We start from the raw sequence: 26,339 nt of genomic DNA on the forward strand, positions 1-26,339 counted from the left end.
TATCGCTATTCGATGAAATGCTTATCGATCGTAGCTCGAGGCCCGTGTGGATAGTCGCCGCGCGTCATAGATGCTGCCCAGCCGATCGTATTAGCGCGAGCTTCTCCGCGGTCGTGCACAAGACACCGTCGACCTGATCCGAGAACTCGCCAATGCGGATGAGATGCTGCATTGCCTTTTGAACTGTTTGCGGCTTGAGTTGCAACTGCGCTGCCACGGACTGGTGTACTCCCTTTGGCCAAGGCTGTGTCGGAAGCGCTTGCCGCACTCGATCGATGATCTCAGGTGTAACTGGCTGGAGCGCCTTGGGCTGTCGAAGCACAACACGAAGGTCCTTGCCAGCGTCAGCTCGTGATACACGAACTGCCTCCTGGCATTGAGGACACGTGGCATTCGAGGAGGCCGACGGCCACTCATCCAAGTCAACGGAAAATTCAAAGTTGCACTCTGGACAGTGGATGGGTTCAGGAAGCTCTTGTCGTTGGCGTAGGATAACGCCGTTATCTTCGCGGTACTCAGCGATAAGGTTTGACTCGCAGTGCTTGCATTGAACGGCTTTGATTTCCCCGTCTCGCTCACGAAGCCGGAAGCTCACATCGACGTTGCAGGCTGGACAAGATGCGACTACTTCTTGGTAGGGCGGCCGGGCCTTTTTAGGACGGAACGAGATTCCGTTGATGTCTGCGGCGAGAGCCCGGACTTCGCGTTTGAGCGCCTTTATTTCAAGGTCCTCTGTTACAGGAACATTTTCCGTTGAGGCACGTTCAAGGGCTGCGAGTCGATCTGTTAGTTCGCCGAGGGCCTCGGCTCGCACCTCTTCGGTTTGCCTTTGTTCGTCCAACTCCGCGCCGATTACCCCTTGCCAATCGCTCAAGCTTGTGTCGTTGATAGACCGAAGTGAACCCAGAATATGGATGGCGCTTTCGATCCTTTCCTCCTTTGCAAAAAGCTCCTCTTCGGCGCTCCGATATTCCGTGTACTGCAACTCTTCCTGCAAATAAGTCGAAAGCCTGCTTAGCTCCTTCGATAAGTTTGTGACTTTTTCCGCAGCCTTGAGCGCGTATGTTCTAAGGTTCCGCTGCTCGAACTCGCGAACCTCGGCCACTGCCTGCGCTTTGTCCATTGAAGCATAGTAATGAGAGACGCCCCAGCCAATTCCGACTGCAAGTAGGGTAAGGAGCGTGCCCAGCAGAGTGCTTTCTTTGCTCGTGAGAGTTTCAACGCTAATAACAATGAGGATCGCGGCAATGAAGCCGACCCCGGCAATAAGCGCCCAGATCAAAGCTGTGGGGGCGCCTTTTTTGGGCTGCGGGGTTTGGGTATGGGATTTCGTCATCTCAGATGTCTGCAAGAGCAATATTATTTTCGATGCCGAAACAGCCCGTTTTACGGCTCAATTTCTGTGAAAGTTCGACCGAAATCTGGAGCCTCAGCGGGCTAGGTTTAAGGTTTCTTTGCCCGCGCCAAGTGTTTTATCCCCACTTTGACCGAATCCCCAAGTCGTCTCCCGGTGTGACTGCACCCTCAATGCGCAACCCTCCCGTAGGTTGCGCGAGCGTCCGCCGTTCGTGGATCAATCACTTTATGGAAGCATTTGGAGGAGCGTAGCGGCCGCAAACCATTTGTGCAAGCAAACGTATAGTGATGTGTACGCCGCGCTACGTGGCACAAAAATTCGCCACATTGGTTTGATAGTCGCTTTGTGGGTTAGAAAGACAAAAAGCCGTTGAATCCTTTTAGATTCAACGGCTTATCATTCAGTTCTGGCGGAGAGACGGGGATTCGAACCCCGGATAGGTTATTAACCTATACACGCTTTCCAGGCGTGCGACTTAAACCGCTCATCCATCTCTCCGGCGGGGAGCCGAATTATAGCAAACTTCGGGCCTTGCGCCACACCCCTCTGCAAACCGCGCTAAGGATGCCGGATGTAGTCCACCAGCGCCCGCGTATAGGCGTCCGGTTTCCGGTCCACGAGACTCACGCCGATCGCCACCAGAAACCCCGCCGGCACGCCGAACACGCCCGAGCTGATCGGCTCGATCCCGAACCACCTCGCGCCGGCGAAGCCCGTCATCTGCGTGAAGAACGGATAGGTCGAGACGATGTAATAGATGCACACGAGCAGCCCCGCCAGCATCCCCGCCACCGCGCCGAGTCGCGTGGTGCGCTTCCAGAACACCCCCAGCACCAGCACCGGAAACAGACTCGACGCCGCCAGCGAAAACGCCGCCCCCACCAGAAACAGAATATTCCCGGTATTCAACGACGCCACATACGACGCGAACAGCGCCACGCCCAGCAGCAAAATCTTCGAGACCGTCACGCGCCGCTGACTCGACGCCGTCGGATCGACCATGTGGTAATACACGTCGTGCGACAACGCATTCGCAATGGTGAGCAGCAAACCATCGGCGGTCGAGAGCGCCGCGGCCAACGCGCCCGCCGCAATCAATCCCGACATCACATACGGCAACCCCGCAATCTCGGGCGCGGCGAGCACGACCATGTCCGGCTGCATCTGAATCTCGCTCCATCGCACGACGCCGTCGAGGTTCGTATCGTTCAGACTGATCAGACGCGGTTCCACCCTATTCCATTGCGTGAACCATTGCGGCAGATCGGCGAAGTGATGGCCCACCAGGTGGGTCAATATCTCGTACTTGATCAGCACGGCCAGCACCGGCACCGTCAGATAAAACAGCGCGACGAAAAACAGCGTCCAGCCGACCGAGCGTCGCGCGGACGCAACCGACGTCGTCGTGTTATAGCGCGTCAGAATATGCGGCAGGCTCGCCGTCCCCAGCGAAAGGCACAGCAGCAGCGACAGGAAATTGCGCTCATGAATGCGCCGTTCCTCATCGTTGGCTGCGGGAAACGGCTCGTGCATCGGCACCGGCGCGGCGGCACGCATCAGCATTTCATCGCGGCGCTGGCTCCAGACGATCTGCGCGGCGGCCGCATCGCGGGGAAACTGATCGAGCGCTTTCTCGCGTTCCTTGATCTCGCGCAATGGTCCGTTATGGCGCCGCAAATCGGCCACCTCCTGCGTGAGACGCGACTTCTCGTCGATAAACGATTGCGGCAGCGTATCGAGCCGCACCTGCATCCGGGCGGCCTGGCGTCGATAGTCGTCGCGCACGGTCTGTTCGAGCGGCGCGTCGCGCACCTGTTTTTCGAGACCTTCCACGCGCGCCATCAACCGTCCGTAGTTGAATTGCGGCAGCCAGCCGAGGCCGTCCTTGTGCGCGATCATCGACACCGGTATCAGGATCGCCGCGATCAGGATGATGTACTGCGCGACCTGGGTCCACGTGACCGCGCGCATGCCGCCCAGAAACGAGCACACCAGAATGCCCGCGAGCCCGCAGAAAATGCCCACCGCAAAATCTACGCCGATAAAGCGCGTCGCGATCAGACCGACGCCCTGAATCTGCGCGACCAGATAAACGAACGAACAGAGAATCGCCGCCAACGCCGCGAGCCCGCGCACTGCGTTGCTCGAAAAGCGCGTGCCGAGAAAATCGGGAATCGTGTAGCGCGCCAGTTTGCGCACGTACGGCGCGAGCAGAAACGCGACGAGGCAATAGCCGCCGGTCCAGCCCATCAGATACGCGAGCCCGTCGTAGCCGGTCGCATAGATCGACCCCGCGAGGCCGATGAACGACGCCGCCGACAACCAGTCGGCGGCCGTCGCCATGCCGTTGAACACGGACGGCACGCGCCGCCCCGCCACGTAGTATTCGACCAGATCGGAGGTGCGCGACAGCAGGCCGATCACCGCATACACCGCGATCGGCACGAACAGGAACACATAGCCGATCCACACGCCGGGGCCGGTGGTGCGCTCAATGCGCCACATCACGTAGATGAACAGAAGGAAGCCGAGCGTATAGAACGCGTATGAACGGATCAGGCGATTCGTGAGCTTCATGGGCTCAACGTCCGCGCGGCACGGGGGTGCTGGACTCGGCGCTGGCGTCAACGCCAGGATCAGCGCCGGAAACAGCATCCGCATCAACGCCAGCATCCGCCTCGAACGCACGCAGCAAGCGGCGGTCGGCGCGCTGCATCAGCACGATATACACGACGATCAACACCATATAGATCAGAATCGCGCCCTGCGCGCCGAAGTAGAACGGCAGCCTGAATCCGCCCATCCGTACATGCTCCAACGCCGGCGCCATCAACGGCAACACGAACGACACGAGAAAGCCCAACGTCATCAACGTAGCGATCAGCGCGACGTTGAAGCGCCAGTACTTGCGATGCGCGCGCGCCATCGCCACCGACACCGCAGGCGGTTCGGGTGGAGGATTCAACGTAGCGTGAGAGGAGTGATGCGGCGCGGCCATGCGCCTATGTATCAAAAAGCCACCGGGCAGGCAATCGGGATTGTCCGCGCGGTGGCTTTTTACGGCCTGATTCGAGTGAGAGATCGCGTCATCCGGTCAGGCGAGCATCCTGGGATGCACGCCTGACCCGAACCCTAACCCATCACAGCGATTCGCCGAGTTGGTCGAGAATCGCCGGGTTCTCCAGCGTCGACACGTCCTGGGTGATCTCCTCGCCCTTCGCGAGCGAACGCAGCAGGCGACGCATGATCTTGCCCGAGCGCGTCTTCGGCAGGTTCTCGCCGAAGCGGATGTCCTTCGGCTTCGCGATCGGACCGATCTCCTTGGCCACCCACGCGCGCAATTCGTTGGCGAGCTTCACGGCCTCTTCGCCTTCCGGACGCGCACGCTTGAGCACGACGAATGCGCACACGGCCTCGCCGGTCGTCGAGTCGGGCCGGCCCACCACTGCGGCTTCCGCGACGAGCGGATTCGACACCAGCGCCGACTCGATTTCCATCGTGCCGAGCCGGTGACCCGACACGTTCAGCACGTCGTCGATCCGACCCATGATCGTGAAGTAGCCGGTGTCCTTGTCGCGCACCGCGCCGTCGCCGGCGAGATACAGCCGGCCGCCGAGTTCTTCGGGGAAATAGCTCTTCTTGTAGCGGTCCGGATCGCCCCACACGTTACGCAACATGGAAGGCCAAGGACGCTTCACCACCAGAATCCCGCCCTGCCCGTTCGGCACGTCCTGCCCGGTTTCGTCGACGACCGCGGCCATGATGCCCGGCAACGGCAGCGTGCACGAACCCGGCACCAGCGGTGTGGCGCCCGGCAGCGGCGTGATCATGTGGCCGCCGGTTTCGGTTTGCCACCACGTGTCGACGATCGGGCAACGGCCGCCGCCGACGTTCTCGTGATACCACACCCACGCTTCGGGATTGATCGGCTCGCCGACCGTGCCGATAATGCGCAGCGACGACAGGTCGTAGCTCTTCGGATGCACCTTCTGGTCGGCCTCGGCCGACTTGATCAACGAGCGGATTGCCGTGGGCGCCGTGTAGAACAGCGTGACCTTGTGCTTCGCGATCATGTCCCAGAAGCGGCCGGCGTTCGGATAGGTAGGCACGCCTTCGAACACGACCTGGGTGCCGCCAAGCGTCAACGGACCGTACGTAATGTAGCTATGGCCGGTGATCCAGCCGATGTCGGCGGTACACCAGAACACGTCGCTGGGCTTCCAGTCGAAGGTCCACTTCAGCGTTTGCGCGGTCCACAGCAGATAGCCGCCGGTGCTGTGCTGCACGCCCTTCGGCTTGCCGGTCGAACCGGACGTATAGAGAATGAACAGCGGATGCTCGGCGCCGACCCACTCCGGCGGGCATTGATCCGATTCGGCTTGCGCGAGTTCGTGCATCCACAAATCGCGGCCTTCGTGCCACGCGACCTTGCCGCCGGTGCGCTGATAGACGATCACGCTCTTCACCGCTTCGCAGCCGCCCATGGCGAGTGCTTCGTCGGCGATATTCTTCAACGGCAGCGCTTTGCCGCCGCGCATCTGTTCGTCGGAGGTAACGAGCGCGACCGCGCCCACGTCCACGAGGCGCTCGTTGAGCGACTTCGACGAGAAGCCGCCGAACACCACCGAATGCGTAGCGCCGATCCGCGCGCAAGCCTGCATCGCGACGATGCCTTCGATCGACATGGGCATATAGATCACCACGCGGTCGCCCTTCTTCACGCCGCGTTTCTTCAACGCATTCGCGAAGCGCGACACGCGTTGCAGCAGATCCTGATACGTCACATTGGTGACGGTGCCGTCGTCGGCTTCGAAAACGATCGCGACGCGCCCGCCGTTGCCGGCTTCGACATGACGGTCGAGGCTGTTGTACGACGCGTTCAGCTGGCCGTCTTCGAACCACGTGTAGAACGGCGCGTTCGATTCGTCGAGCACCTTGGTGAAGGGCGTATGCCAGCTAAGCGTCTCGCGGGCAAGGCGCCCCCAGAAACCTTCGTAATCGCGTTCCGCTTCGGCGGCGAGCGCCCGGTACGCATCCATGCCGGAGATCGCGGCGCCGGCCGCTGCTTCAGCGGAGGGCGGGAAAACGCGGCGTTCCTGAAGAACCGATTCAATCGCAGACATCGACAACCCCTTGGTGAAAATCAAACCTGAAACCTGTGCCGGCGCGCGAGCGGTCAACGGCATGCTGCCAGGATAAATGCCGCAACTTACCTGTCACTTACATCAGGCCGTCGCAGCGCATCGTGCAAGAGATACTGGGATTGTTATGTTAGCTGATGCGCTCCGGCAATGTCATCGGCAGCACGGGGCAATGCTTATGTGGAGCGGGTGCGCGCGATCGGCACCAGGGTTAGCCCGGAGACGTCGACGCGCTTCTGCGTCGGGATCAGTGTTAACCCGTGCCTCGGCAAGCGCTCACACTAAACGCCTACCCGGGCGACTCGCCGCTCGACGATCCGGTCATTGCCTTGAAGGCGTCCATATCGAGTTGCGCGAACTCATCGTCGAGAAGCTGACCGTGGATGGCCAGGATCTCCGGCTCCTGCAGATGCAAGTGGCGCGCGATATCCGGCCGGTCGACGCCGCCCCGCAATTCCCGGATCACGGCTTGCACAACTTCCGGCGACACGGGTGGCGTCATAGCGGGACTCGGCGGCAAGTTGGCACGCTCGATCCGGATCTGTTCATCCACGACCAGCAGCGAGCTTTGCAAATGTAAAAGCTCAACATGCAAAACGGTATCTTCCGACAGGCGCAAATCGTTCGCTATCTGATGGGCCGGCAACCCGGCTTCGGCCTGGTTAATGATGGCAGATACCAGCGCGCTTGAAGTTTCCACGGGTGGCTCGTCGACACGCCGACGCTTCGCCACAGGCGACGATGGCTCAGGCCGGCCACGGACCGACTGCGTTTCACCGTCAGTCGACGTACCGGGTTGCGGAGACCGCAGCGCTCCACCCGGCAGGCCGTCACCATGAAGCGGCCTGTTGCCCCGTTCGGCTGCCCCGACGCTGCACTGAAACGCCGCCGCCGACGCCACCGACGTATCGAACACCGCAGGCGCCGACCCAGGTCGAACGCTCGGTGCATCGCTTCGACTGGCCACCGCCGGTTCGCGGTCGACCGCTTGACTACTGACTGACTGGAGCTTCATTTCGCTATCCCTGTGTGAAAGAGAAATCGGAGAAATGCAGGTCCATTGAAACGCCGCGACGCCGTCAGCAGGTCCTATCTATTTGGATGCACGACCGCACGAATCGTCACGACCGGCGAGACGCAACAGTCGCCTTCAAATATAGCGTGACGGCTATATATAAGTACGCCGAATCGCGTTCCCATCTCTCTACTATTGATCAAGCGGCGCCGATCCAATCTATCCGGCGACGCGGACCCGGCTCGCCAGGCTCAAGCCTGGTTTCTTTTAATTTCAGGAATCACGACATGCAAGCAACGTTGCAAAATCAGTCTTCTTTCTTCCCAAACCTGACTCAACTGAGCACGCAGTTCGGCGGCGCGTCGTCACTCTCGCGAACCCCGGCATTCAATAACGGCCGCAACGCGTCCTCGCCGTTATCGAACATGGCGAGCGGCTTTTCGAAGAGCACCTTCTCGGTCGTCGGTCAGAACACGGCGAATGGTCAGAGCAGCACGTTCTTCGCGCAAGGCACCACGATCAATCGCGGGCCGGCTGCCCAACCGATGCAGGCAAGCTGGGGCCGCAATACCAGTCAGAGCGGCTACGGCGACTACTCGCGCGGCGGCAACGGCACGTCGCAAGGTCGGTACTGCGGCTGCAACGAGCGCGGCCGAACCGATCAGACGCAATGGAGCAATACGCCGGTCGCCAACAACAAGACCAGTATCGATCTGGGCGACTACAAACTCGACTTCAGCAAAACCAATTCGTCGATGCTTCTGACGAACAAACAGACCGGCGATACGACGAACATCTACGGTGACCCGCATATCGAACAACACGCCAACGGCGCGAACAAAACGTCGGCGATGTTCAACGGCCCGATGACGTTCATGCTGCCGGACAACACCAAAATCAGCGTGGGCACCCAGGCGGCTGGGAACAACCCGTCGGTCTCGTACGCGGATCAGGTCACGATCACCAAGGGCAATCAGGCGTATCAGGTCTCCGGTCTGAGCCAGCAGGACTCGGCGGCCCTCAGCGTGCAGAAGAGCAACAACGGCCGCGCGCTCGACGCCGCCACGCCGGACGGCTACACCATCGTGGCCGCCCGCAACGGCAGCGGCTTCATCGACCCGGCCACCGGCAAGCAACCCACCGCGGACGACTTCAAGAAAGCCGCCTAAGCCAAGCGCACGAAACGGGGGACGACAGCGCAGCGCGTTGTCCTCGAAGGACGCCGCGAACACATCCTCTATGTGTTCGCGGCGTCCGGCGATTTTGCAGTGATCTAAAGACTGCCGGCGGAACGCCTGCTTTGCCGGCAATCCCTGACGCTAAGTGCTTTCTCCGTCACCGGCCACGAGGCGCGCGGTCGCCACCCGCACACGCTCCTTCGCATCGTCATGCCGGACTCGCTCCACCTGCCACGCGCTCAACGCGTGCGCCGCTACAGCGCGCGCCGCCGCATGCGTGTCGCGCGCGGCGCTCAATTGCCGCTGCAAGGCGGGCATGCGCGCGTCGTGCGCGCGCAGCGTCGCATGCCATTGCGCGCCAACGCGCGCGTCACGCCGACAAAGCATCAGCACCCGTTGCCGTTGCTCCGCATGCTGGTCCAGCGCGGCGAACCGCGCGGCGAGCGCATCCGCCGCGTGCCGTTCATGCCGCCGCGCGTCGGCCAGCGCGCGCAGCGTGCGCCGTACGCGCAAACCGCGCACTTTGACCAGTAGCCGCCAGAACGCAGCTTCCCGTGCCGCATCGCGCATCACACCGCCCGCCCACCAGCGCGCAACGCATGCAGCAGCGCGCGCGTCTCGTCCCATTCACTGCTCCGGTCGTACGGTTGACGCAAAAACTGCTGGATCGCAGGGCGCCGCTCGATGGCAAGGTCCGTTTCGGCATCATGTCCCCGCTCGTATTCGCCGATCTGCAATAGCATCTCGACCTCTTCATAACGCGCGAGCCAATCGCGCACTGCGTTTGCGTCGGCGAGTTGCGTCCTGTCCGCGACGCGGCTCATCAACCGGCTGCGGCTGCGCAAGATATCGATCGCCGGATAGTGGCCGGACGCACCCAGTTTCGACGACAACTGGATATGCCCGTCCAGCAGCGAGCGCGCTTCTTCCGCGACCGGGTCCGACAGATCGGCCTCATCGGCGAGCACCGTGTAGAAACCGGTGATGCTGCCTTGCGCGGTCACGCCGGCGGTTTCGATCAGTTTCGGCAAGCGCGCGAACACGCTCGGCGGAAAGCCGCCGCGCAGCGGCGGCTCGCCGACCGCGAGACCCAGTTCGCGCAACGCGCGCGCGTAGCGTGTCAGCGAATCGAAGAGCAGCAACACGTTGCGCCCGCTCGCGCGCAATCCCACGGCGACCTGCGACGCGAGTTCCGCCGCCTTGATTCGCTCCGCCGCGGGACGGTCGGACGTCGCCGCGATCACGACGGTCGACGCGCGCCGGTGATCGAGATGATCGTGAATGAATTCGCCCACCTCGCGGCCGCGCTCGCCGATCAGCGCAACCACAATCGCATCGGTCGATGCACCGTTCGCGATCATCCCCATGATCGTGCTCTTGCCGCCGCCGGCCGGCGCGAAGATGCCCGTGCGCTGGCCGACGCCACAGGTCAGCAGGCCGTCGATCGCGCGCACGCCGGTGGCGAACGGCGTCGTGATGACCGGCCGCTCCAGCGGATTGAGTGTGATCTCGCCGCCGGCCGAACCAATAGAACCCGCTGAACCCGCCGAACCTCGTGCGATGTCCCGTTGTGGCGGCAACGGTCCTCCGTCGAGCGGATTGCCGAGCCCGTCCACCACGCGCCCGAGCAAACCCGCCGCGTCGACGCTGCTCCACGCCGCGCCGCAGCCCTGCACCTCGGTGATATCCGACAGCCCGGCGAGTCCGGCCAGCGGCATCACCAGTGCGCCGTCATGCGCGAAGCCGACGACTTCGCCGTACTGCGCCTCGAGCGTATCGGGTCGCACCAATCTCACCTTCTCGCCGATCCGCAACGACACGCCCACCACCCGTGCAATCACGCCGCGTGCTTCGACCACCCGTCCGCGCAACTCGGGCGCGGACGCAAACGTGGGCCAGATCTGTCCCGACGACTTGATCGCGCGCTCCGTCATGGGGCGCCCAGCGTCGCGATGGTCTGAATCCGATAGATGTCGAATGGAATTTCTTCGATCGCGAGCACGTCGGTGCGCCAGCCAAAGTCCCGCAATAACCGCGCGAGATGCGGCCGCAGCACCGCATTCGTCACGATCAATCCGATGCCCGACAGGTCCACGCCCAGCACCTGCTGCGCGCGCTCCATCTCTTCGGCGGACAGCACGCATAGCGGCTCGCCGTCGGCCCCACTGCGAATCTGCGCTTCGAGACTGGCCTCCCAGCCTGGCTCCAGCACCGCCGCGGAAATCGTCCACGATTCGAGGTCGGCGAAGTTGCGCGAAATCTGCCGCCCCAACTGGATGCGCGCCTCGCGCACCATCCGGTCGAGCGTGCGTTCACCCGCCGGCACCCGCACCACCGCTTCGAGAATCGCCCGCAGATTGCGAATCGGCACGCGCTGCTGCAGCAGTTGCCGCAGCACGCCGGCCAGCTGCACCGTACTCGCGGCCTGGCCCGCCTGCGCCACCAGCTCGCGGAATTCGATCCCGAGTTGATCGAGCAGAAAGCGCGTTTCCTGGGTGCCGAGAAAATCGGCCGCCGAACGCTCGCACACTTCGGCGAGGTGCTCGCACAGCGCTTCGTCGACGCTGGCTTTGCGAATCGCCGGATCGTCGATCGAGGCTGCCTGCGCGCTCGGCACCCACACCGATTTCTCGCTACGCGGCCGGTAGCCTTCGGTGCCTTCGAACGTGATGTGGCTGCCGTCGCCGCTCAACAGCGTATGCGCGGCGATCAGCGTGCCGCTCGCGAACGGCACATCCTCGACATCGACGATGTAGCGCTCCGGCGCGAGCCGCGCGTCGCGCAGCAGCGCGAGACCCGGAAACGGCACGCCCAGTTCGACCATCAGGTGCCGCCGCAACTGCCCGAGTTGCCGGTTCAGCGCTTCGGGCCGCAACGCGTCGAACGCTTTCAGGCCGAGCCGCAACCGCAAGGTCGCGCTCGTGCCCAGTTCGACGTCGTCGAGAATCCGCGGCACGTAGTTGCCGCCGTCGCGGGTCATGCCGGGCATCAGCGCGCGTTGCGAGTTGGTCGCGGCCGCGGCGTTGCGCATCAGCGTGATCGCCAGCACCACCAGCAGCCCGCCGGCCAGCAGAAACTGCAGATGCGGGAAACCCGGAATCGCGGCCAACGCGCAACAGGCGGCGCCCGCCATGCCGATCGCCTTCGGATGCACCGTCAGTTGCCGGTAGATATCGCCGCCGAGATGCGCGTCCGCGCTGTCGGCGGAGGCCACGCGCGTCACCAGAATGCCCGCCGACACCGACACGATCAGCGACGGAATCTGCGCCACCAGGCCATCGCCGACGGTGAGAATCGTGTACGTATGCAGCGCGTCGGCGAACGACATGCCGCGCTGCGCGATCCCGATCGCGAGGCCGCCGACGATATTCACCAGCGCGACGACCAGCCCCGCGACCGCGTCGCCCTTGACGAATTTCATCGCGCCGTCGAGCGAGCCGTAGAAATACGTTTCGCGTTCGAGCGCCGCGCGCGCCCGGCTCGCCTGCGCGGGCGAGATCACGCCGGAGCGCAGATCGGCGTCGATACTCATCTGCCGGCCGGGAATGCCGTCGAGCGTGAAGCGCGCGCCGACTTCGGCGACCCGGTCCGCGCCCTTCGCAACCACGATGAACTGGATCGCCGCGAGTACGATGAACACCACGAGGCCGACCGCCACGTTGCCGCCCACCACCAGTTCACCGAACGCGCCGATGATCTGGCCGGCGTGCGCATGCAGCAGAATCATCTTTGTCGACGCGATCGCCAGCGAGAGCCGCAACAGCGTGGTGATCAGCAGCAACGACGGAAAACTCGCGAGGTCCGCGGCCTTCGACACATACAGCGTGGTGCTCAGCATCGTCAGGCTGGAGGCGAAACTCACGCAGATGAACAGATCGAGCACGAACGGCGGCACCGGCACGATCAGCAGCGCGAGCACCGCTAGCAGGCCGAGCGCGACGGCAAGATCGGCGTGCCGCGCGAAGAACGCCGACAGATCGTAGCGACTAAGAATGGAACGGTTCGGCATGTTATTGACCAAGCTCCCGGTGTAGCGCACGGCGACGACTTTTAACGTAGGGATCACCCTCGTCGTCGCGGTATTCGCGTTTGATCTCGTTCTTGTCCATGCGCATCGTGCGCAGCCACAAGAACCGCTGGACGAAATAGTCGGCGAGAGCCGGCGCGATCTGCGACGCGGCCATCCACGCGAGCAGATGCGAGTGCGAGGTCGCCGTGAAGCCGAGTAGCGCCGGCAACGCGAATCCATAGATCGGCGCGAGCTGCCGCAACCACGCGATCAGCGCCTGCCAGAACAGCAACAGCAGAACCGTGAACTGCAACAGCGTGAGCAGCGTGTCCCACACGAGCCGCAGACTGAACATCTGCTTGAGACCATTGAGTGGATTGAGCCGCTTCAGATCGGGCTTCACGCGCTTCAGGGCGATCAGCCCGCGTGTCTGGATCAATTCCGGCACCACCGCGGCCAGCACGCCGACGCCGAGCGTGCTCAGCCCCTGCGGCATGAACGACGTCAACAGCGCGAACGTCCGCGCGAACCGGTCGTCGAACGGGAGGCTTGCGTCGAGCGTCGTCACCGCCAGGATCAGCCGCGTGCCGAGCGCGTACAGATGCGGCGCTTCGATGAACAGATACAGCCACCAGCACAGACCGCTGAACGCGACGCTCAGGTGTGTGCTCTTCGCGGTCTCGCCGTCGTCGCGCGCGCGGCGCAGCCGTTTGGGCGTCGGCGCTTCGCTCTTGTCGCTCATGGCAAGGAACGCAAATGGATCAGATGGGTGAACACGATCTGCAACTGCTCGAACAACGCGGGCACGCTGAGCATCGCGGCGAACGAGAGCACCATGGCCTTGACGGTGCGCGCGGTGGCGAACGGATTGAGCCGTTTGGCGTGGCGCGTCATCAGGCCGAACGCGACGTCGATCAACAGCACGAGACCGAGCAATGGACTCACGAGCCGCAAGCCTTCGGCAAACGAGCCGGCTAGCGAAGCCGTCGTGTCACGCAGCGCGACATGCCGGAACATCTCGACCAGATCGACGCGCCAGCGGCCCGGCGGCCACAGCACCCAGGCATCGGTGAAGAAGCCGAACAGCAGCGGCAAACCGGGGCCCGTGAACATCGCCAGCGCGGCGAACTGCGAGAACAGCGTTTCGAACAGCGCGGCCTCCTGCTGGAAGTGCGGATCGTAGATCGCCGCGCTCGTATAGCCGCCCTGCTGATCGAGCACCGCGCCGGCCGCGGCCGCCGCATGAAAGATCGTGCCGAGCAGCAGGCCGAGCACCACACCGGCCGCCGCTTCGACACACAGGGCCGGCCATGGCTCGGCCGGCCAGCCGACCTGCTGCGGCAGCATCGCCAACGCGAGCAGCATCGGCACGCGCATCCGAACGCCCAGCGAGCCGCTCTGCCCGAACGGAATCAGGAACAGCGCGACGGCGGGCCGGATCGTGCAGAACGCGTAACCCGCGAAATAGCTCATGTAGTCCGGGTTCAATGCAGACGCCCCGCCGCGATGAAGGTAAACACATGCGCGAAAAACCGCGCCATCTCGCGGCTGGCCCAGGGCGTGGTCACGATCAGCACCACGCCGACGCAGATGATCTTCGCGCCGTAAGGCAGGCTCTGATCCTGAATCTGCGTGATCGACTGCAACAGCCCGATCAACAGACCGACGATGGTCGCCACCGCGAGCGCGGGCAGCGACAACCAGAACACCAGCATCAGCGCGTCGCTGGACAACGTGGCGAGAGACGGCAGCGCGTTCATTTGACGTAACCGACGATCAACGCGTGCATCAGCTTCGACATGCCGGACACCGACACGAAGATGAACAGCTTCAACGGGATCGACACCGTGCTCGGCGACAGCATCACCATACCCATGGCCGTGAGCACATTGGCGACCACCAGATCGACCACCAGAAACGCGATATAGAGCAGAAAGCCTGCCTCGAAGCCGCTCGAGATTTCGCCGATCAGGAACGCCGGAATCAGCAGGCTGAGATCGGTCTCGCGGGCGTCGCGCGCCGGGTCGATACGCTTCACGGTGCCCACCAGAAACTTGCGTTCGTCGGGCCGCGAATGCGCGAACATGAACTCGCCGAGCGGATCGCGCACCGCCTGGAAAAGTTCGGCAGGTCGCGGCAACTGGAACTCGCCGCTGTCCGCGCCCGGCAGCGCGGCCTCGATCTTCGCGAGGGTCGGCGACATCACGACCAGCGTCGCCGCGAGCGCGATACCCGAAATCGCCATGTTGCTCGGCGCCTGCTGCACGCCGAGCGCGGAGCGCAGCAATGTCAGCACGATGCTGAACTTCGTGAACGAGGTCGTCATTACGACCGCCAGCGGCAGCAGACCCAGCATGAAGAACATGCCGATGGTCTGCAACTGGTCGAATTGAGCGCTCATGCCGGCCGATCCTCCTGGGTCAGCCGGGTCACGCGCACGCCGAGCGAACCCTCGATCTCGATCAGTTCGCCACGCGCGAACGGAATGCCCTGGCACAACAGCGTCACGGTTCGCTCGCGTGCGGGCAGACGGAACGCAACGATCGAGCCCTGACGCAAATGCGCCAGTTCGGCAACCGAGAGCGACAGCGTGCCGAGCACGGCGTCGAACGCGAAGGTCAGGGAGTCGATGGGCAGCAGTTCGCTGGTCACTTCGACGGCGGGGGTTTCATCGTTCAGGACCTGGTCTATCAAGGTGTGCTCCTCAGTGAATTTCAAAAGAATCCGGCACGCGCCGAGTCGCAACGGCACGCGCAGAAAACACGCGTCCCGATCGAACAGCAACGCGTCGCCGACCGCGAGCTTGCGCAGGCGCGGCAGCGACAGCGACGGGCCAGGCAGGCAGATCGGCAGCCGCACGAACAGACGGCGCAGCAGCGCATCGGCGGCCGGTGGCGCGGGGACATGAAGACGCAGCCAGGCATCGACCGCGGGACTGCAGAACGAGAAGTGAGCGGTGCGGCCGTTCGCCATCTGCGTGACGGCGAGGCCATAGGCGCCCGCTTCGGGAACGGTGTCGAAGGCGACGCCGGTGAGATCGATCGAGAAACCGAACAGACCTTCGAGCGCGCAGAGCCAGTCGCTCAACGCGTCGGCGACATGCGTCAGCGCGGCGGCGCCGAGCGTGCCGGGCACTTCCGCCGCGAGTTCGGGCAGCAACGCGCCGGCGTCGCAGGCGGCGCTGAACGGCGCTTGCGACGCCACGCCCGACAGGCGCAACGGATAGCGCGCGCGGCACGGCTCGAATTCGAGCGTGAAGGCGCGCCGGCCCGCGCGCACGATGCGCGGCGAGCCGAAGTGCCGCAGCGCGAGGTTGTGACGCTCGGCGTCGGCCAGCGTGAGGGTGTCGAGGTCGGGCCAGAGGGTCATGCGGCCTCCCGGGTGACGACGTGGCGAACGACGTGAGCCGGAGCGGGTCGCGCGGAGGGTTCGGGCGTGGGCGTGGGCGTGGGCCGTATCGCTATCGGCGCGGCCAGCATTGCCACGGTCTCCCGCACGCCCTGCCCGATCGCATCGACCATCGTCCGCCCCGCGCCGTCGCTCAGGTCGTAGTGGCGCAACACCGCGGCAACGCCCTCGCGAATACCGCGCTCGAGCGTGCGCAATTGCACCGTCAACCCACCATCGATCACCCCGGCCTCGGTCTCGATCACGCACGAATGCGCGGGCAATCCCGCATCGGCGAGCACGGTGCAAAGCGGCGCACCGAGTTCGCGCTGAATCGTCGAGGTCAGCCGCGCCGTCTCCTCGAACACGGCCGGCGCCACGCGTATTGAAACGAGCCGCTGCGATTGCGCCACCGCCACCGCACGGCGCAATTGATGCGTCAACGCGGCCGACGGCGGCAGCGCGCCGACAATGTCGTTCACCACTCCCAGCACGATCTGCGCAAGCCGCTCCTCCAGACGTTGCGTGACGAACGCCGCCGCAGCGTCGCGTCCGGCGTAATCGCGCAACGCCGCAAGCTTGCCGGCCGCGTGTCCATGACGCCACGCGCGACGTTTCAACTCGCGCACCTGCTCGCCGAGACGGCCGCGTTCGCGTGCCGCGTCGGACGCGCGCTCCGCTTCGACGGCGCGCAGTCCTTCGAGCGACGCCAGTTCATCCGCACTCATATGTCCATCCGATTCGATGCGCCATGCGCCCATCCGGCAGATCAGCATCGGGGTACCTCCATCAAACGTTTCGCGTCGGCCAGCAGGTCAGCGGCATCGACCGCCGACAAACCGCGCACACCGTAGCGCTGCGCGGACTGCGCGACCTCGCGCGGCAGCCGCAAACTCCACCAGAACGCGTGGCTCAAATCCGCGTCGGCCCGTTGCACCAACGCGAGTCCAAGCGCCGTCATGTCGTGACGATCGAACGGCGACGCGGCCGGTTCGACTTTCAGATCGGCCGCGAGCGCGCGCGGGTGCCGCTGGATCGCCTCAAGCAGGCGCGGCGCGACGCTGACGGCGAACGCCGTACGCGCCTGCGCGGCCACGACGCGCCGCAACGAACACGCACACGCGAGCGCGGCGACGACGCGGCACAGTCGCGCGCACGCCGGTCGCGGCCAGACGGGCAAGTCGGATGACCAGTCGGCGAGCGTCGCTTCGGCCAGTTGCGGATAGCGCTCGAACAGAAACGCGTGGGCGGCACGCGCGCTACGCTCGTTACGCACCGGACGCGCCGATTCGAGCCAACTGTGATGCGCCCAGTACGCCGGCGCGCATCGAGCGGTCGATGTCGGACTCGCCAGGTTTGCAGCGCTCGAATGCCGACCGCTTGCCTGCTCTGCGGATGACGGAACGAAGAGCCGAACAGGTTGCAGAGTCATGCGTCGTCTCCATGGCGGGCCGCTGATCGGGATTGGCCCCCTGAGGTGTTGGTGGCGTTGGTGGCGTGGGTGGCATGAGCGGCGTCTTGCGCGCCGTCGCCCCCGTCGTCGGCCTCGCGAGTTTCGTTGGCTTCTCGCGCGCCCTTGCCCGCATCACCCTGAAGTTCACCGCCCCGCGTGACGGCCAGACCACCGCGCGGCTTGCGCTTGAACCACGTGCGCCGTCCCGAGCGCCACAGCCACACGAAACCGGCCGCCGACGCCACGACCAGCGCCAGCACAGCCAGCATCGCCGTGGCGCGCGCCGGACCACCGCCGACGTCATGCACGCAATCCGTCGTGGTCACGCCGCCCGCGGCGCTGGCGACATCGGCGCCTTGCCCGCAATTGCCGGGAAACGTCAGCACCGGCGTAACGGGCAGCAGCGTCAACGAGACGCGCGCGGAGGTCAGTCCTTCGACACTGCCCGCCACGATCGCGCGAATCCGGTCGCGCAGCAGGTCGAGGTTGTAATCGCTGCGGTAACGCATCATCACGGACGCCGACGGCAATGCGTCCTGCGCGGGATCCATCGGGTCCTTCGCCGGCAGCACGATGTGTACGCGCGCGAGCAGTACGCCATCCATCTTTTCGAGCGTTTCGGACAGCTCCTGCGAGAGCCCGTACACGTAGCGCACGCGGTCCTCCTCGGGACTCGAAATCAGTCCCTGGCGGCTGAACAGCTCGCCGAGATTGGCGTGGCCGCCGCGCGGCAGCGCGTAGGCGCTCGCCAGTTCCGTGGCGATCACCGCGTCGCCGTCGTCGACCGAGACGTTCCACGTCTTGTCCGCGTTGCGGTCCTTGTAGCCGGTGATCCCGTGGTGACTCAGCGCGGCCACGATGTGGTTCGCCTGGTCCTCGTCCAGGCCTTCGAACAATGAGGTTTTGCAGCCGGCGAGGAGCAGCAGGACCGGCAGCACGATCAGGGCGCGGCGCATCAGCTTCGCTGCGACAGCGTCTGGATCGCGCTGCCGATCTGGTCGGCCACCCGCACCGTCATCTGCACGCGCACCGTGAACGCGCCCATGTCGGCTTGCAGACGCAACAGGTCGATGGTCGAGACGCGGCCGGAAGCGAGCTGGCCGAGATCCACCGACAGTTGCTGCACAGACATGTCCTGTGCGTTCTGCGCATGCGCCAGCAGACGCTCCATCAGCGAACCGGGGCCACCAGCGCCGGCGTCGGCGGTCGACATCGGGACCGATGCGCCGGCGGGCGCCGGCAGCGTTGTGATCGGAAGTTGCAACATCAATACCTGCCTCGAATAGTCAATCGTTCAATCGTTGAAAGAGGGGCTGCGGCGTGAGCGGGACGTGCCGCGCCGGACGCGCGCAAGTGCGCGGCATCGGCGTTGGCGTTAATAAAAGGCGCGCATTCCGGCAGCTTCAGAAACGCCACCGCCATCGAATTCGCACTGGGCTCGTCGCTGCCGACCACCTTCATCAGCGTGCGTGCCCCCAGCGCGTAATGACCGTCGAGCACCTGGGACGTGCCGAGCCACGCCCACGCGAGCGCGTTGTCGGGCACGACCTCGAGCGCCTTCGCGAATAGCCGCGACGCACCGCGATAATTCGCGCGATCGACCTCGACGAGCCCGAGCCCGAGGTACGGAAAGGCGCGCTGCGGATACAGCAGCGCGAGCCGCTCGAACAGATAGCGCGCGTCATCGAAACGACGGTAGACGCGGGCAAGGTGACCGATCGAGATCAGCAATTCCAGGCTGTCGTCCTGCATCGGCATGGATCGCCGAAGACGCCGAAAAGGCGCCTCCGTCCTGGTTAAAAAGCGTTATCGGGTGTTCTGCGCCACGGCCTTCTGCGAATCGTTGACGCTGTTCATCATGTTCGTGGCGGCGGAGTTAAAGGTGCTGAGTTCGCCCACCGCCTGCTGGGCGCGCAGCATTTCGACGTTCCCCTGGTTGTTGCCTTGCGCACCATCGGCGCCGTTCGCACCGATCCCCTGCTGGAGCCCGTCGGCGTTCTCGGCTTCCTGCAGCGTGCCGTTCACTTTGTCGTTCTCTTTGGCGAGGATCTTCTCGAGCAAACCGAGCAGCCCGCCGGTGGACAGGCTGTGATTCTCGCTAAGCGCGGAACTGGGGGCGCCGGGCAAAAAATTGTTGATTCCGTTCAGATTCACGATTCCCACTCCTTACTATTTACCGCGCGCGTTGACGAAGCTCGCGCTTCTTTCCACCACCTGCCGAGCCGCGCGCAAACACTCGACAAGAAGAATCCGTTCTTTCCTGAGCGCCGGCGACGCACTCGCCAGCGCGTCGCTCAGGCGTTCGATTTCCGCCGTCAGCCGGGCCGCGATCATGGTCCGGCCCGCGCCGCCGCCTTCGGCGAGTTGCGCTTCGAGCGGCAGATCGCCAAACGACCCGAGCGTGCTTTTACCGGCAGTTTTTGGGGGCATGTGCCGCATCCGCAACGAATTCGTAGATCGAGCCGTCGTCGTCGCGCGTGACTTCCGCGGCGCAGGCCGAGAGGCGACTGACATGGCCGATCGGCAAGCGCGCGCCGACGAAGTAGCGCACGCCCTGCGCATCCGTCAGCCAGGCCGCGTGACGGCTCGCGAGCAGATTCAGGCCGAGCGCGTCGAGCGGCACGCGCACCCGTTCGCCTTGCTGCGCATGACCGGGAAATGCCAGCTCGCGCAAGCCACTGATGTCGGCGCGCGCGAGACGCGCCACGCGTGCGTAATCCCATGCTTCAGGCGATAAAAAACCGTGAGCGTCGGGCAGCAGCGCGTTGAACGCGCCGGGCTGGGTCGCGCGCACCTCGGCGCTGCGGTAATAGCGCGCGAGAAATTCGCCGACCTGTTCCTCCAGTTGCGCCAGCACGAACACATGCATCACCGGCGCCCGTTGCCGCGACCAGGCGTGCGCGGTCAGCGCGGCGAGATCGGTCGCGGTCTGCACATAGCCCTCGTAGACCAGCGCGCCGGTCTTCGGATCGACACGCGTCGTCACCAGCCGGAACGTTTCTTCGTGGCGCGTGAGACGCGGTTCGACGGACGGCGACGACGAACCGAGCCACGCCAGCATCGCGAACGCGACCGGTACACCAAAGGCTGTCGCCTTCGTTACCGGCGCGGCGTCGGACCAGCGCTTCGCGACATAGCCCAGTGGTTCGTGACGCAGCAGATACGCCCGTTCGGCGTCCCGTGCGAGCGCTGGACCCGGCGTATCGCGGCCGGCGAAGCGGAACGTCACGCCGGCCACGGAAAACCACGCGCCGCGCCGCATCCGCACGCGACGTCCCGGCGGCACGCGACGCCCGAACACGGCGACGCCGTCGTGCTGCGCCACCAGCGAGAGCGTGTCGTGTTGCAACTCGACGGTGGCATGCAGGGGTTCGACGCCGTCGTCGATCACGATCAGATCCGCGTCGCCGCCGCTGCCGATTCGCAACGGCTGGCCGGCGGACATCACCACGCTCGCGCCGGTATGCACGCCGTCCATCACGACGATCTGCGCGTCAGCGGTCATCGCGGGCCTCCCAGGGCATTTTTTGCACGAGCGGCGGTGCGGGCGGTGTGGGCGGTGCGTCTGCGCCACTCACCGCGCTGGAACCGGCCAGCGTCACATTCGGCGCACCGTCGCCGGTCACGCTCTTCAACCGCGGTGTAATCAGAATCAAACGCTCGAGCCGCTCATGCTTAGTCTGCGTATCGCGGAACAGCGCGCCGAGGTAAGGCACGTCGCCGAGCAGCGGCACCTTCGACGTCGTGCGCTCGCTGCGCTCGTACTGATAGCCGCCGATCAGCAGACTTTCGCCGTCGCGCACGATCGCCTGCGTGACGACCGAATGGTTGTCGACCTGCGGAATCCCATCCACCGACGACGTCGCGTTGAACGCGCCATCGTCGATCTGGATGTTCAGCCGGATATTGCGGCGCGGCTCCCCGCTCGATTCGATGTTCGGCGTCACCTTGAGCGTCAGGCCGGTGTCGATGTTGTAGAGATCGACCGCCTGATTGCCTGCCACCCGCACGTACACCGAACTGCGCGACGTCAGCGCCGCTTCCGTGTTGTTCAGCGTGAGCACGCGCGGACGCGACTGCACCCGCGCTTCGCCGGTGGTCTCGAGCGCGTTGAGCTGGGCGAACAGGTACTGCGCGGAGTTCCCCACCAGCGTCGCCAGATTCAGGCCGGCCGCCGCGCTGGCCGGCGCCATCAGCGCGGCCGCGCCGACCGAGAGCGGCGCGCTCGCGGCCCCGGATGCGCCGTTGATCCGCCCGTTCGCGCCGCCCCAACTGACGCCCAGCGAGCGCGCCGCGTTCGACGACAGATCGATCACCACCGCGTCGATCTCGACCAGTTCCTGCGGCTGATCGAGCATGGCGATCGCGCGCTCGTAGTTCAGCATCGTCGAAGCGAGGTCGCTGATGATGACCGCGTTGGTGCGCGCGTCGGCCACGATGTTGCGGCGCGCGGCCGGCGCGGACGGCAGCACGCTGCCGTCGATTTCCGGCAACGGCGCCGCAGCGCCCGCAGCACTCCCAGCGGCCGGCGGCACACTCGCCAGACCGAGCCCCAGCAGGCTCGGCAGCGGCGGCGGTCCGCCACGCGCATTGCGCGCTTCGGTCCGCGCGGCGGTGCGGGCATCCGCACGGGCATCGTCGGCGCGCGGGCGCGGCGCGTTGCTCGGCCCGCTACCCGCCCCGTTATACTCCCAGCGGCCGGCGGCACACTCGCCAGACCGAGCCCCAGCAGGCTCGGCAGCGGCGGCGGTCCGCCACGCGCATTGCGCGCTTCGGTCCGCGCGGCGGTGCGGGCATCCGCACGGGCATCGTCGGCGCGCGGGCGCGGCGCGTTGCTCGGCCCGCTACCCGCCCCGTTATACGGCCCGTTATCCGCCATCAACTGACGCAACAACGACGCGACGCCCGGCATCACCCGCTCCTGCGACCCGACCGTGTAGCGAATGTCCTGCGCCTGCGCGTAGCGCAACGGGAAAATGCGGATCACCGGGTCTTCGGGATTCGGCGCGACCGTGGTCTGCCGCTGCGCCTGATCGATCGCTTCCGCGACGGCGTCGACAAAGCGCGACGGCCCCGCCACCTTCACTGTCGTCGCCGAATATTTGATCGGCAGACGGGCGTCGTCGAGATCGAGATTGCGTAACAGCGAGGCGACCGCTTCACGAGTCATGGGCGCGAACGGAATCACCCGGCTGCGCACGTCCGCCGCGGTCGTCACATGCATCGCCTTGCCGTCGAAATACCAGACGAGCCCGTAGGCCTCCGTCAACTGTGTGAACACGTTGCCCGGTGTGTCGTCGAAGCGGCCGTTGACCGCTCCTTTCACATCGCGGCCAATGTCGGCGCTCAACCCTTCGACGGCGAGCACGTCGCGCAGCACGTCGGGCAGCGGCGCGCCGTTCACCGCGTAGTGAATCGGCGTGCCGTGCCATGCGGGCGTGGCGGCATGCGCCGGAATCGGTGCCAGCGATGTAAGGGAGGCGAGCGATGCAATCGATGCAAGCGGCAACAGCGCCCAGGCCGCCCCGAACGGACCCGCGATGTGACGCAGCGCGGCACGGGTCGCATACGGCGACCGGGACGGCGGACCGTCACCGGTCCTGATAATCGAATAGTTGCGCCACATCATCAGCATTAAAAATCCCTGGCTACGTTCATTGACAGCGTTGTAGAGAATTTAATGGCGACCAGCCGATGCCGGGTCATACACATGTAGGACGTAAGCGGATCGCTTAATGCCTTGACGCGAACGGCCATGGCAACCCATTACCGCCATTAGCCGCGGATATCGATCCGACGATCCGGTTTATCCCGAAATAAACCGGTCTTATCCAAAAAATACGAAGAAGATATAAATATCGGCAAGTCGTACCCCTGTATGACCTACTTCGTTCACAGAGAGAGAGGATTGACCAACCCGCTAATCGATTAATCCGATCATGACAAACGACCCACTCAATCCACCTCGAAGCGAATTTTCTTCATCGAAATTTCCTGGCGATTTTTCAGGAACCGATCACGTAATTTCGGCAGGCTCACGTCAGATTCCTACGCGCAACTTCGTATGGTGATGATGCAGTTTTGCAATTTCGCGCCCGGCCTTGCCAGACCGAAGCTTCGCTCGATCAGAATCAACGGTTTTGCAACCTGTTTGCGGCTCGAGGAAATTTATTGGCGAATCATCGAAGAAATCGCGCGCCAGGAATCACTGACAGTGGGAAAACTGATTTCCAAATGGGCGCGTGAAATCGATATGACACAGGAAACCATCTGCAATTTCACCGGCTTTATCAGAATAATCTGTGTCACACAAATATTGGAACAGACATATCCCATCGATATGAAGACGATCGCGCCGGAATAATTATTCACGTCGCATAATTCAGAACAAGGAGATGCATCGAACAGAGCCCATCACTCGCTTTATCCAGCAACACTCGACAACGATCGATCACCACGCGCAATTGCCCACGCGAAAACCGCAACTGAATGATTTAACTTTTAATCAGGGATTTTTCTCACTATGGCGAATACGATCGACAATTTCGGCAACAACATGCCGTACGATTTTGGCGAAGCATCGATGCCGCAGCAAAACGGCATGCAGTTCAACGCGAATTTCAGCACCGTGCCCATGTTTCCGCCTGACGACGACGGCGGTATCGACGCTGCCGGTGCTGCCCGAAGTGCCGGCGGCATGCGGCAGCCTTTTGCCCTGCCCGGCCAGAACGTCGACCCACAGGGACTGGCAGGCGCCGGTGCGGGCGGCAGCGGCGCGGGCGGAATGGGCATGGGGTTAGGCGGCATCATGAACATCGTCAAGTCCGTCCTGTCCGCCGTGATGCAACTCGCGCCGCCGCTGCTCGGCATGATGGGTTCGCTGATGGGCGGCCTGGGCGCGCAAGGCGGCCAGGGGAACGGCACCGCCTGACGCCAGCCTGAAAAAAACAGCCGGCCGCCGCGTTGCTGCGCCGGCGGCCAGATCCGGGGCGGCGTCACGACACGCCGCCCCGCGCCTACCTCGCCTTTTCTTTCTGAACACAATGAATACTCTTCGCGGGCTTGAGCCCGCCGATCGCCAGCGGCTCGACGCGCTGATTCGACACGCCAACACGGAACGTCACCCGGCCATGACCGACTTCATCGACGGCGGCCATTTACACATCAATGAAGCGCTGCGCAACGCGTTGCCACTCGACCAAGCCGCGCAAGCTTTTCTCGATGCGCTTCCGCTCATGACCGATTACACCGGCGCCTCGTACCGTGTGTCGCATATCACGCGAACCGGTCTCGCCGCGCTGCAGCGCGGACACGCGCGGCGGTTCGCCGACCTCGGCGCCCAATGCGCCTTCGTGCTGCCACGCCACGCGGCCGCCTGGGCGCTGCGAACGGCCTCGGCGTATCCACGCGACGACCTGTGCGAGCTCTACTCGATCTTCGACGAATCGGTCCCGCAGAAAAATCTGTCGAGCGCGTTGCTCCCCGATCTGGTCGTCGTGCCGCCCGCCACGACGCTGTGCCTGAAGGCGCTGCGTTTCGTGGCGAGCGCAGGGCCGTCCGACGCCGGCCGCGCGCGCGTCGTCGCCCATTTCGCCGGCGCGGATCCGTCGTGCGCGGCGCGCTACGACCTCTTCAGCGGAGTACGGCACCGCTGACGCGAGGCCGCCGTCGAGCGCGAGCGGCCGTGCGATTCGACGACCCGTCCGGTAAACTGCGGCGCGCAATGCACTTATCCGGATGTCTCGACTTGAACCGCTACGCCCTCCTTCTCATTACCTCGATGCTGCTGGTCGGCAGCAATGTCGGCATCGGTAAATCGATCGTCGAGTTCGTTCCCGTGCCGTTGTTCGCGCTGCTGCGCTTCGTGATCGCGATGGCGGTGCTGTGGCCGTTGCTGCGCGTGGCCAAACTGCGTCGCGTGAAGCGCGGCGAGTGGTTCAACCTGTTTCTGCAGGCGCTGTTCGGCACCTTCGGCTTCACGCTGCTGATGCTCAACGGCGTGCAGCGCACCAGCGCGGTGGCGGCCGGCGTCATCACGAGCACGATTCCGGCGGTCGTCGCGCTGCTGTCGTGGCTGATTCTCAAGGAGCGCCCGAACGGCCGCGCGCTCGCGTCGATCGCGCTGGCGATCGTCGGCGTGGTCGTGATCAATCTGGCGCACGTCGATCAGAACGCGGGTGGCGAGACCTCGTTGAGCGGCAATCTGATGATTCTCGGCGCGGTGTGCTGCGAATCGCTCTACATCATTCTGTCGCGCCGCCTCACGCAAACCCTCACGCCCATCGACATCTGCGCGTACACGCATCTGTTCGGCCTGTTGCTGATGCTGCCGCTCGGCGCCCGCGCGCTGTTCGAGTTCGACTATCGCGCGGTGCCGCCCGGTGTGTGGACGCTGGTGCTGTGGTACGGGCTATCGGCCAGCATCTTTTCGTTCTGGCTGTGGATGAAGGGTATCCGCCACGTGCCGGGCAGCCTGGCCGGTGTGTTCAGCGCCGTGCTGCCGGTGGCTGCGGCGATCTACGGCATCGCGTTTCTCGGCGAACGGCCGACGCTCGCGCACGGCATCGCGCTCGCCTGCGTCGTCACGGGGATCGCGCTTGCCAGCCTGAGGGTTGGACGGACGCCGCCGGTGGCGTCTTGATACAATAGCGCGCCCGTTGCGGACTTTTCCGGCCACCCGTTGGCCGTGCTCCGCGTCGTCTGCGCCCCGTTTGTGTCTCCGCTCCGTGCGCCCCGCTCGCCGGACCGGCGCATCGAGGCCGTATTCCGTCACCTGCGTTTCATCCGACTCCGCCTATG

28 protein-coding genes and 1 tRNA gene are annotated in these 26,339 nt (G+C 64.4%); 5 read left to right on the top strand and 24 right to left on the bottom strand.

Annotated features, from left to right (window positions below; translation table 11 throughout):
* Positions 1 to 64: 64 nt before the first annotated feature.
* From FA94_RS12820 to FA94_RS12845, 6 genes are all read right to left on the bottom strand, one after another.
* Positions 65 to 1,336 (bottom strand): hypothetical protein, encoded by a 1,272-nt coding sequence (locus FA94_RS12820; protein WP_156126624.1) that lies wholly within the window; start codon positions 1,334 to 1,336, stop codon positions 65 to 67.
* Positions 1,337 to 1,764: 428 nt separating this feature from the next.
* Positions 1,765 to 1,855 (bottom strand) — tRNA-Ser (locus tag FA94_RS12825).
* Between the two features lie 60 nt (positions 1,856 to 1,915).
* Positions 1,916 to 3,934 (bottom strand): sodium:solute symporter family protein, encoded by a 2,019-nt coding sequence (locus FA94_RS12830; RefSeq protein WP_035551567.1) that lies wholly within the window; start codon positions 3,932 to 3,934, stop codon positions 1,916 to 1,918.
* A 4-nt stretch (positions 3,935 to 3,938) separates the two neighbouring features.
* A complete protein-coding gene (locus FA94_RS12835) occupies positions 3,939 to 4,355 on the bottom strand; it encodes a DUF4212 domain-containing protein (protein ID WP_081935891.1) in 417 nt (138 codons plus the stop codon).
* 142 nt (positions 4,356 to 4,497) lie between these two features.
* Complete coding sequence (acs, locus tag FA94_RS12840) at positions 4,498 to 6,480, bottom strand: acetate--CoA ligase (protein WP_035562008.1); 1,983 nt, start codon at positions 6,478 to 6,480, stop codon at positions 4,498 to 4,500.
* A gap of 307 nt (positions 6,481 to 6,787) precedes the next feature.
* Positions 6,788 to 7,198 carry a hypothetical protein gene (locus FA94_RS12845; protein WP_035551569.1) on the bottom strand — a complete coding sequence of 137 codons (411 nt, stop codon included), beginning with the start codon at positions 7,196 to 7,198 and terminating at the stop codon, positions 6,788 to 6,790.
* A 602-nt stretch (positions 7,199 to 7,800) separates the two neighbouring features.
* Between FA94_RS12845 and FA94_RS12850 the strand changes: the two genes are divergently transcribed.
* The gene (locus tag FA94_RS12850) at positions 7,801 to 8,682 is read left to right on the top strand and encodes a DUF1521 domain-containing protein (protein ID WP_035551572.1); all 882 of its coding nucleotides are present in this window, start codon (positions 7,801 to 7,803) and stop codon (positions 8,680 to 8,682) included.
* A gap of 150 nt (positions 8,683 to 8,832) precedes the next feature.
* On the opposite strand, the gene FA94_RS12855 is transcribed toward FA94_RS12850, so the two are convergent.
* The 18 genes from FA94_RS12855 to FA94_RS39420 are packed head-to-tail and all read right to left on the bottom strand — an operon-like array spanning position 8,833 to position 23,175.
* Positions 8,833 to 9,318 (bottom strand): hypothetical protein, encoded by a 486-nt coding sequence (locus tag FA94_RS12855; RefSeq protein ID WP_231584947.1) that lies wholly within the window; start codon positions 9,316 to 9,318, stop codon positions 8,833 to 8,835.
* Positions 9,261 to 10,625, bottom strand: coding sequence for a FliI/YscN family ATPase (locus tag FA94_RS12860; protein WP_051980563.1), 1,365 nt, complete (start codon positions 10,623 to 10,625; stop codon positions 9,261 to 9,263). Before FA94_RS12860 ends, FA94_RS12855 begins: the two co-directional genes overlap by 58 nt.
* Positions 10,622 to 12,700, bottom strand: coding sequence for a flagellar biosynthesis protein FlhA (locus FA94_RS12865; protein ID WP_035551575.1), 2,079 nt, complete (start codon positions 12,698 to 12,700; stop codon positions 10,622 to 10,624). The genes FA94_RS12860 and FA94_RS12865 overlap by 4 nt, the downstream gene beginning before the upstream one ends.
* A 1-nt stretch (position 12,701) precedes the next feature.
* Complete coding sequence (locus FA94_RS12870; protein WP_035551578.1) at positions 12,702 to 13,442, bottom strand: EscU/YscU/HrcU family type III secretion system export apparatus switch protein; 741 nt, start codon at positions 13,440 to 13,442, stop codon at positions 12,702 to 12,704.
* Positions 13,439 to 14,173 carry an EscT/YscT/HrcT family type III secretion system export apparatus protein gene (locus FA94_RS12875; protein ID WP_081935895.1) on the bottom strand — a complete coding sequence of 245 codons (735 nt, stop codon included), beginning with the start codon at positions 14,171 to 14,173 and terminating at the stop codon, positions 13,439 to 13,441. The genes FA94_RS12870 and FA94_RS12875 overlap by 4 nt, the downstream gene beginning before the upstream one ends.
* Positions 14,174 to 14,184: 11 nt before the next feature.
* Positions 14,185 to 14,460: a type III secretion system export apparatus subunit SctS gene (sctS, locus tag FA94_RS12880; RefSeq protein WP_035551582.1), complete on the bottom strand. Its 276-nt coding sequence runs from the start codon at positions 14,458 to 14,460 to the stop codon at positions 14,185 to 14,187.
* Positions 14,457 to 15,101, bottom strand: coding sequence for an EscR/YscR/HrcR family type III secretion system export apparatus protein (locus FA94_RS12885; RefSeq protein ID WP_035551585.1), 645 nt, complete (start codon positions 15,099 to 15,101; stop codon positions 14,457 to 14,459). The genes sctS and FA94_RS12885 overlap by 4 nt, the downstream gene beginning before the upstream one ends.
* A complete protein-coding gene (locus FA94_RS12890; RefSeq protein ID WP_035551587.1) occupies positions 15,098 to 16,069 on the bottom strand; it encodes a FliM/FliN family flagellar motor switch protein in 972 nt (323 codons plus the stop codon). Before FA94_RS12890 ends, FA94_RS12885 begins: the two co-directional genes overlap by 4 nt.
* The gene (locus tag FA94_RS12895) at positions 16,066 to 16,863 is read right to left on the bottom strand and encodes a FliH/SctL family protein (RefSeq protein ID WP_035551590.1); all 798 of its coding nucleotides are present in this window, start codon (positions 16,861 to 16,863) and stop codon (positions 16,066 to 16,068) included. The genes FA94_RS12890 and FA94_RS12895 overlap by 4 nt, the downstream gene beginning before the upstream one ends.
* Complete coding sequence (locus tag FA94_RS12900; protein ID WP_231584949.1) at positions 16,857 to 17,519, bottom strand: hypothetical protein; 663 nt, start codon at positions 17,517 to 17,519, stop codon at positions 16,857 to 16,859. The genes FA94_RS12895 and FA94_RS12900 overlap by 7 nt, the downstream gene beginning before the upstream one ends.
* Positions 17,516 to 18,496 (bottom strand): type III secretion system inner membrane ring lipoprotein SctJ, encoded by a 981-nt coding sequence (gene sctJ / locus FA94_RS12905; RefSeq protein WP_081935897.1) that lies wholly within the window; start codon positions 18,494 to 18,496, stop codon positions 17,516 to 17,518. The genes FA94_RS12900 and sctJ overlap by 4 nt, the downstream gene beginning before the upstream one ends.
* Complete coding sequence (locus FA94_RS12910) at positions 18,496 to 18,807, bottom strand: hypothetical protein (RefSeq protein ID WP_035551592.1); 312 nt, start codon at positions 18,805 to 18,807, stop codon at positions 18,496 to 18,498. The genes sctJ and FA94_RS12910 overlap by 1 nt, the downstream gene beginning before the upstream one ends.
* On the bottom strand, positions 18,807 to 19,292 hold the full coding sequence (locus FA94_RS12915; protein WP_035562023.1) for a tetratricopeptide repeat protein: 486 nt from the start codon (positions 19,290 to 19,292) through the stop codon (positions 18,807 to 18,809). Before FA94_RS12915 ends, FA94_RS12910 begins: the two co-directional genes overlap by 1 nt.
* A gap of 54 nt (positions 19,293 to 19,346) precedes the next feature.
* Positions 19,347 to 19,694 (bottom strand): hypothetical protein, encoded by a 348-nt coding sequence (locus FA94_RS12920; RefSeq protein ID WP_035551595.1) that lies wholly within the window; start codon positions 19,692 to 19,694, stop codon positions 19,347 to 19,349.
* A gap of 15 nt (positions 19,695 to 19,709) precedes the next feature.
* The gene (locus tag FA94_RS12925; RefSeq protein WP_035551598.1) at positions 19,710 to 19,970 is read right to left on the bottom strand and encodes a hypothetical protein; all 261 of its coding nucleotides are present in this window, start codon (positions 19,968 to 19,970) and stop codon (positions 19,710 to 19,712) included.
* Positions 19,948 to 21,045, bottom strand: a complete 1,098-nt coding sequence (locus FA94_RS12930) for an FHA domain-containing protein (RefSeq protein ID WP_035551600.1) — start codon at positions 21,043 to 21,045, stop codon at positions 19,948 to 19,950. The genes FA94_RS12925 and FA94_RS12930 overlap by 23 nt, the downstream gene beginning before the upstream one ends.
* Positions 21,035 to 22,012 carry a type III secretion system outer membrane ring subunit SctC gene (gene sctC / locus FA94_RS12935; RefSeq protein WP_231584951.1) on the bottom strand — a complete coding sequence of 326 codons (978 nt, stop codon included), beginning with the start codon at positions 22,010 to 22,012 and terminating at the stop codon, positions 21,035 to 21,037. Before sctC ends, FA94_RS12930 begins: the two co-directional genes overlap by 11 nt.
* The gene (locus tag FA94_RS39420; protein WP_231584953.1) at positions 21,919 to 23,175 is read right to left on the bottom strand and encodes a hypothetical protein; all 1,257 of its coding nucleotides are present in this window, start codon (positions 23,173 to 23,175) and stop codon (positions 21,919 to 21,921) included. Before FA94_RS39420 ends, sctC begins: the two co-directional genes overlap by 94 nt.
* Positions 23,176 to 23,604: 429 nt before the next feature.
* On the opposite strand from FA94_RS39420, the gene FA94_RS12945 reads away from it, so the two are divergent.
* The 4 genes from FA94_RS12945 (at position 23,605) to FA94_RS12960 (ending at position 26,181) form a co-directional block, all read left to right on the top strand.
* On the top strand, positions 23,605 to 23,904 hold the full coding sequence (locus FA94_RS12945; RefSeq protein WP_063771778.1) for a ribbon-helix-helix domain-containing protein: 300 nt from the start codon (positions 23,605 to 23,607) through the stop codon (positions 23,902 to 23,904).
* Between the two features lie 159 nt (positions 23,905 to 24,063).
* A complete protein-coding gene (locus FA94_RS12950) occupies positions 24,064 to 24,471 on the top strand; it encodes a hypothetical protein (protein WP_035551603.1) in 408 nt (135 codons plus the stop codon).
* 112 nt (positions 24,472 to 24,583) lie between these two features.
* On the top strand, positions 24,584 to 25,195 hold the full coding sequence (locus FA94_RS12955) for a hypothetical protein (protein WP_156126625.1): 612 nt from the start codon (positions 24,584 to 24,586) through the stop codon (positions 25,193 to 25,195).
* A 92-nt stretch (positions 25,196 to 25,287) separates the two neighbouring features.
* Complete coding sequence (locus tag FA94_RS12960) at positions 25,288 to 26,181, top strand: DMT family transporter (protein ID WP_035551610.1); 894 nt, start codon at positions 25,288 to 25,290, stop codon at positions 26,179 to 26,181.
* The last annotated feature ends 158 nt before the right edge of the window (positions 26,182 to 26,339 follow it).

Source organism: Burkholderia sp. 9120, assembly GCF_000745015.1.
In the GTDB taxonomy this organism is placed as follows: domain Bacteria; phylum Pseudomonadota; class Gammaproteobacteria; order Burkholderiales; family Burkholderiaceae; genus Paraburkholderia.